At 68.4% G+C, this 6,878-nt stretch carries 4 protein-coding genes; 2 read left to right on the top strand and 2 right to left on the bottom strand.

What is annotated here, in order from left to right; genetic code table 11:
- Positions 1-62: 62 nt before the first annotated feature.
- Positions 63-1,595 (top strand): MDR family MFS transporter, encoded by a 1,533-nt coding sequence (locus ACWDSL_RS50765; protein WP_450496234.1) that lies wholly within the window; start codon positions 63-65, stop codon positions 1,593-1,595.
- Positions 1,596-1,657: 62 nt separating this feature from the next.
- Here the strand turns inward: ACWDSL_RS50765 and ACWDSL_RS50760 are convergent, their stop codons facing one another.
- Both ACWDSL_RS50760 and ACWDSL_RS50755 read right to left on the bottom strand, forming a co-directional pair.
- A complete protein-coding gene (locus ACWDSL_RS50760; protein ID WP_450496232.1) occupies positions 1,658-2,416 on the bottom strand; it encodes an SDR family NAD(P)-dependent oxidoreductase in 759 nt (252 codons plus the stop codon).
- 87 nt (positions 2,417-2,503) lie between these two features.
- The gene (locus ACWDSL_RS50755) at positions 2,504-4,003 is read right to left on the bottom strand and encodes a tryptophan 7-halogenase (protein ID WP_450496230.1); all 1,500 of its coding nucleotides are present in this window, start codon (positions 4,001-4,003) and stop codon (positions 2,504-2,506) included.
- 692 nt (positions 4,004-4,695) lie between these two features.
- On the opposite strand from ACWDSL_RS50755, the gene ACWDSL_RS50750 reads away from it, so the two are divergent.
- Positions 4,696-6,878 (top strand): phosphopantetheine-binding protein (locus ACWDSL_RS50750; protein ID WP_450496228.1); only part of this gene is annotated, 2,183 nt, incomplete at its 3' end.

The raw sequence follows: 6,878 nt of genomic DNA, 5'->3' as shown, positions 1-6,878 counted from the left end.
CCCCGGCCCCGCCCGAGGGCCCCCACCCGGCCGGCCCGCCGGGGGCGGCACCGCCCGGCCGGATGTCGCCCAAGGCGGTCAGCCTGGCGCTCTCCGGACTGCTGCTTGGCATGTTCGTGTCTAATCTTGCCTCGACGATTGTGTCCAATGCGCTGCCGCGCATCATCCCCGACCTGGGCGGCACCCAGAACGTCTACGCCTGGATCATCACCACCGAACTGCTGGCCATGACCGCCGCCGTGCCCCTGTGGGGCAAGATGGCCGACCTCTACAGCAAGAAGTTGCTGATCCAGCTCGCGCTCGCGCTGTTCGCGTGCGGTTCGCTGATCGCCGGCTTCGCGCCCAATATCGAGGTGTTGCTCCTCAGTCGGGTCGTCCAGGGCATCGGCGCCGGCGGTATGAACGCCCTCGCGATCGCCATCCTCGCGGCGATGGTCTCACCGCGTGAAATGGGCCGCTACTCCGGTCTGTTCGGCGCGGTCTTCGGCCTCGCCACCATCATCGGCCCGCTGCTCGGCGGCCTGATGGTGGACACCTCCTGGCTCGGCTGGCGCTGGTGCTTCTTCCTCGGTGTGCCGCTCGCGCTCGCCGCCGTCGTCCTGCTCCAGCGGACCCTGCATCTGCCGGTGGTGCGCCGCCAGGTCAAGATCGACTGGCTTGGCGCCGCACTCATCGTCAGCGGGGTGAGCGCCCTGCTGATCTGGTCCTCGCTGGCCGGCGACAAGTTCGCCTGGGGGTCCTGGCAGACCGCCGTCCTGGCCGCCGGTGGTGTGGTGCTGCTCGGGCTCGCGGTGTACGTGGAGTCGCGGGCGGCCGAGCCGATCATCCCGCTCGGCATCTTCCGTATCCGTACGGTCGCCCTGGCCACGCTGGCCACCGTGGTGGTCGGTGTGCTGATGTTCGGCAGCGGGGTGTTCCTGTCGCAGTATCTGCAGATCAGCCTCGGCAAGTCGCCGACGGTCGCCGGACTGATGACACTGCCGCTGGTCTTCGGCCTGCTCGCCACGTCCACCGTCGCCGGCTCATTGATCACCAGGCACGGCCGCTGGAAGGCGTTTCTCGTGGCCGGAGCCGTGCTGATGACCGTCGGGGCGCTGTTGTTCAGCTTCATCGACGCACACACCAACGTGCTGCTCCTGAGCGCCTACATGGTGGTGTTCGGCGCCGGTATCGGCCTGCTCCTCCAGAACCTGGTCCTGGCCGCGCAGAACGAAGTGGCCGCGAGCAACCTGGGCGCCGCCACCTCGACCGTGAGCTTCTTCCGCAGCATGGGCGGCGCGATCGGCGTCAGCGCCCTCGGCGCGGTGCTCGCCAACCGCGTGACCTCGAGTCTGCAGGACCGCTTCGGATCGTCCGTCACGGGAGACGGCACCATGAAGGTCCCCGATCTGGACAAGCTTCCGCCCGAGGTGCTGCGCGCCGTTCAGGACGCCTACGGCTCGGCCACGGCCGATCTGTTCCGGGACGCCGTGCCGATCGCGGTGGTGGCGGTGATCGCGGTGGCGCTGATCAAGGAGAAGCCGCTGCAGACGTTGACCGGCGACCAGCGCAGGGCCAAGGAGACCAAGGAGACGGCGGGTTCCGCGGCGGAGTGACGCATGGCGATGGGGCCCGGCCGGTCGGCCGGGCCCCATCGCGTCTCGGACGCGGAGTCAGATCACCGTGGCGCCATGCGCAGGGCGCCGTCGAGCCGGATCGTCTCGCCGTTGAGCATCGGGTTCTCGACGATATGTGCGGCGAGTGAAGCGAACTCCGTGGGGTCCCCGAGCCGGGCCGGATGCGGCACCTGCCGGCCGAGCGCGTCGATCGCGGACCGGGGGAACGGAGCGAACATCGGGGTGTGGAACAGCCCCGGCGCGATCGTGACCACGCGGATCTTCAGCGATGCGAGGTCACGGGCGATCGGCAGGGTCATACCGATGACACCCGCCTTCGAGGCCGCATAGGCGGCCTGCCCGATCTGACCGTCGAACGCGGCCACCGAGGCCGCGTTGACGATGACTCCGCGCTCCTCACCCTCGACCTCGGCCTGAGCGATCCGTGCCGCGGCCAGGCGGATGACGTTGAAGGTGCCGATCAGGTTGACCTGGACGACCTCGTTGAAGGCGTCCAGGGGGAACGGGCCGTCCTTGCCGACGGTCTTGACGGCGTTGCCGGTCCCGGCGCAGTTCACCGCGATACGCAGCGTGCCCAGGCTCGCGGCGAGCTCGATCGCGGCGGCGACATCCTCTTCCCTGGTCACATCGCCGGGAGAGAACACCACGCGCTCACCCAGCTCCGCCGCGATGTCCTTGCCCTGCGCGGATCGGGCGAGGATGACCACCGACGCGCCCCGGTCGTGCAGGTTGCGTACTGTCGCCAGGCCAAGTCCGGACGCACCGCCGGTGACCAGCGCGACACTTCCCCCGATCCGCACGTGTCACTCCAGTTCTGTGTTGTGGCCGTCGCTCTGCCGAAGTCGTCGTGCCGGTCGTACGGGTCGCGCCGTGGCGGTGTCGTACGGTCACTGGGTCGGTGCGTGCACCCAGCTCAGCCCGTCGGGCGAGGGGATCAGGCCGCCCTCGAACAGCGGAGCCTCGTCCTCGGCGTCCTCGCCGAGCAGCGCCTGCATCTGGACCTTGGAGCCCTCGACCATCGCCTCGCGGACGACCGAGGAGTTCACCAGGTTGCCCCAGCCGCCACCGGTGGTGCCGCCCATCTGGTCGACCGCGTCGGAGAATTCCTTGGTGTGCGACTGCATGCGCTCCGCCAGCGCGTCGGCCGAGGTCAGCGCGGCCTCCCCGGAGGAGACACCGCCCACCAGGTCGACGAAGGACTCCAGCTCGGGGCGGGTGGCGTTGGTGACCTTCTTCGCCTGCCAGAAGTAGGAGTTCTCGTCGCGGTGCATCTCGTAGAAGGAGACCAGGAACTCGTAGAACACGCTGTACTCGCGGCGGTAGCGCGCCTCGAACTCCTGCATCGCGGCCTTCTCCTCGACCACGCCGTCCAGCACGCTGTTGATCGACCGGGCGGCCAGCATGCTGCTGTACGTGGCCAGGTGCACGCCCGAGGAGAACACCGGGTCGACGAAACACGCCGAGTCACCGACGAGCATCATGCCCGGGCGCCAGAATGTCGTGTTGTGGTACGAGTAGTCCTTGCGGACCCGGATCTGACCGTACTGGCCCTCGGTGACCCGCTTGGCGGGGGAGAGGAAGTCGGAGATCTTCGGGCACTCGTCGATCAGCGCCTGGAGCGCCTTCTCCGGGTCGCCCTGGATCTTCTCGGCCATCTCCCGGCGGACCACGGCGCCGACGCTGGTCAGCGTGTCGCTCAGCGGGATGTACCAGAACCAGCCGCTCTCGAAGGCGACGCAGAGGATGTTGTAGCGGGTGGGCTCGGGCAGCCGCTTACCGCCCTCGAAGTAGCCGAACAGCGCCAGGCTGCGGAAGAACTCCGAGTACTCACGCTTGCCGCCGGCCCGCTTGTACAGGCGGCTCTTGTTGCCGGAGGCGTCCACGACGAACTTGGCCGCCGCGTGTCGCTCCACGCCCTGGCTGTCGGTGTACCGCACGCCGCTGACCCGGTCGCCGTCCTCGACGACGTCGATGACGTCGCACTCCTCACGCACCTGCGCGCCGACGCGGCGGGCGTTGTTGAGCAGGATCTCATCGAACTTCGAGCGCTCGACCTGGTAGGCGGTGGAGGTGGGACCCGCCATCTTCGGCGACACCGAGAACGAGAACGTCCACGGCTCCGGGTTGGCCCCCCAACGGAACGTGCCACCCCGCTTGAGTGGGAAACCCGCCTTCGCCAGCTCGTCCGCGGCGCCGGTCAGCCGGCAGATGCCGTGGATCGTCGACGGCAGCAGCGACTCCCCGATCTGGTACCTCGGGAAGGACTCCTTCTCCAGGACGAGCACCGAATGGCCCTTTTTGGCCACGAGCGCGGCCAGTGTCGAACCGGCTGGGCCGCCACCCACCACCACGACGTCGAATTCTTCGAAGTTATCCGCGTTATCCATGTTGTCGGCGCTATCCATGTTTTCTGCGTGACTCACGTGCTTTCCCCCTGGTTCTCTCGCTGAGCATGACGATGTCGTGTACGGAGGGCGGTGTCGGGATTAAGTCTGCTGCTCCGATCTCGTAATGCCGGAAGGGCAGACGGAAGAGTATCGGCGTGAGGTTACAGGATAGCCGACGGCAATGTCGACCGAGTTGTGCGGGTACGGGGTTCACGCGGATCCGTTCACTTTCCGTTCACGAACGTAATTTCGCAGCGGATTCAACCAATCCGCTATTACGCTTCGGCTTCACTCCATTACGCTGAGTTTATTGCATCGAGATCGACTGCGGAGTTAGGGTTCAACGGTTGATGCAGATCGGGGGGTTGGTGGACGGGACGTCCCCACGGTAGGCCCTGCGCTGCTGTGCGAGATTTGCTCATAACGGGGGTTTGGCAATGTCTACGCAGTTCCTGCGACCGTATTCCGCTGTGCCGGAAAGTGTCCGCTTTCTGATGCGCTGGGTTGTTCTGCTCTGACGTTTTATTCATTCTTTGCAGTGCTGACATATTTCCTGATGTGAACTTGGGGCTCGCTGCTGCTTTCAGCGCTGCGCCGCCAATTGTCAGGCACATTCCGCGTACGCACTGAACATCCCTGGGTCGCCGGTTCGACGCTCTTCTGGGATGGATTACGATTCTCCTGGGGAAGAGATGCCAACAACCGGCTCGTCGACGTTCAGCGAGACTTTCACCGTCACCGCCGACAATCCTCTGCTCAGCGGTCACCGCGTGTACGGGCGCACCCTCCTCCCAGGCGTCGGATATGTGGATCTGGTGCTCCAGGTTCTCGCCCGGCACGGTCATGCGATGCCGGACGTCGAACTGCGCAACCTCACGATTCTCGCGCCGCTCGTCGCGGGCCCCGGCGAGCAGATTCTCACCACCGTGGAGGCGAGCCCGGCGCCCGCCGGGGGCTGGCGGATCGAGGTCCGCAGCCGACGCCCTCAGGACAGCGCGGACGTAACGCACGCCATGGTCACCGCGCACCGGCAGCCCGCACCGGACTTCGGCGGGCGCCGGCTGTCCCTGCCGCTCACGGGAACCGAACGGCTTCTGTCCATCGCCGATGTCTACGCCTGGGTCCGCGAGCGCGAACTGGTCCACTCGGGCCTGATGAAGGTCGGCGGCATGGTGCACCACCGCGTCGCCGACTCGGTCGTGGCGCTGGAGCTCCCCCAGGAACACTCGGGCAGCGCGCCCAACTTCCTCTTCCACCCGGCGCTGTTCGAAGCGGGGCTGCTCGGTGGCGGCGTGGGCATGCATGTGCTGGACGAGGAGCACCAGGGCGATGACCTCTATCTGCCGCTGGTGTTCGAGTCGTTCCGGGCGATCGCGCCGCTTGGCCCGCGCTGCTTCGTACGGGTGCCGGCCGCTTCGGCACGCCGGGACGACGAACTGTTCCGGCTGGCGGTCGAGTTCTACGACGAGACCGGCGCGCAGATCGCGGAGATCGGGCAGCTGGTGGCCAAGCGGGTCCGGGCCGCGGAGTCCCTGGACGTCCGGGACGGGGCCCACTCGGCCGCGGTGACCACCGCCCCCGCGGCGGACCCGGCGGCCCCGGAAACCGATCAGGGCACAGAGGCGCGGGACGCCTTGACCACACTGCGGGAACTGGTCGCGGCGCGGCTGGAGCGGCCCGCCTCCCAGGTCGACATCAACGGCAGCTTCTACGAGCTGGGACTCACCTCCGCGCAGCTGGTGTCCCTGGTGCCCCAGCTGGAGAACCGGCTGACCCTGTCGCTCTCGCCGACGATCGTGTTCGAGTACAGATCCATCGCCCAGCTCGCGGACTGGCTGCAGGGGCAGGTCACCGAGCGGCACGGGGCGACGCAGGACGACTCGGCCGACCGCGTGGCCGCCGTACGCACCGCACTGGTCGACGAGATCTCCGCACTGCTCGGCGTGTCGGCCGACGAGGTGGATCCGCGCGCCGAGTTCGCCGAATTCGGGCTCGACATCACCGGCCTCGCCCAGCTGGCCGCCCGGCTCGACGACGCATACGGGGCGGCCGTCACATCCGCCGTCCTCATCGAACGCCGGACGGTACAGGCCGTGGCCGAATACCTGGCCGCTTACGCGCCGGAGTCCGCGCGGGACGGCTCCGCCACGGCGGCTCCCGAGGCCGGGACACGCCCCCATCCCATGGTGCATCGCGTGGTGTCCGACGGCGGCGACGTCGTCGTATGCCACACCCGCTTCAGCGGCGACGAGCCGTTCCTGCGGGACCACCAGGTGCGGAACAGCCGGCTGCTCCCCGCGGTCGCGCAGCTGGAGATGGCGCGCGCGGCGGTGGTGGCCGCCCTGGGCGAGGAACACCCGGAGCGGGTACGGCTGCACGACGTGGTGTGGCTGCGGCCGGCGACCTGCGGCCCGGACGGGCTGGAACTGCGGGTGAGCATCGAGCCGCTGCCCGACGGCCGCTGGGAGTACACCATCGACCGTATCGACGGCGACGGTGCCCATACGGTGTGCAGCACCGGCCGGGCGAGCACCGCGGACGTCGGCGACCGGACCGTGCCGACCCTGGACGACCTGCGCGTGGCCTGCGCCGAGCGGGTGATCAGCGGTACCGAGGTCTATGACCTGTACGCGCGCGTCGGCATGGACTACGGCCCCACCCAGCGGTCTGTGGCGACACTTCACGTGGGCAGGGACGAGTTGGGCAGCCCCCAGGCGCTGGCCGAGCTGCGCCTGCCGGCGGCGGCCGAGCCGCTGGACCGCTACCTGCTGCACCCCAGCATCCTCGACGGCGCACTGCAGGCCACGATCGGCCTGCCGCTGGCCGCGCCGCTGCCCGACGGGCTGCCCGCCGACCCCGCGCTGCCGTTCGCCGT

It is taken from the genome of Streptomyces sp. NPDC000941 (assembly GCF_053599555.1).
The sequence above is the reverse complement of the archived record's forward strand: the minus strand, read 5'-3'. Positions and strand labels throughout refer to the sequence as shown.

What these genes read in the sequence shown, in the direction of transcription:
- ACWDSL_RS50765 (WP_450496234.1), top strand. Translation starts at nt 63, where the DNA reads ATGTCGCCCAAGGCGGTCAGCCTGGCGCTCTCCGGACTGCTGCTTGGC.
- ACWDSL_RS50755 (WP_450496230.1), bottom strand. Translation starts at nt 4,003, where the DNA reads ATGGATAACGCGGATAACTTCGAAGAATTCGACGTCGTGGTGGTGGGT.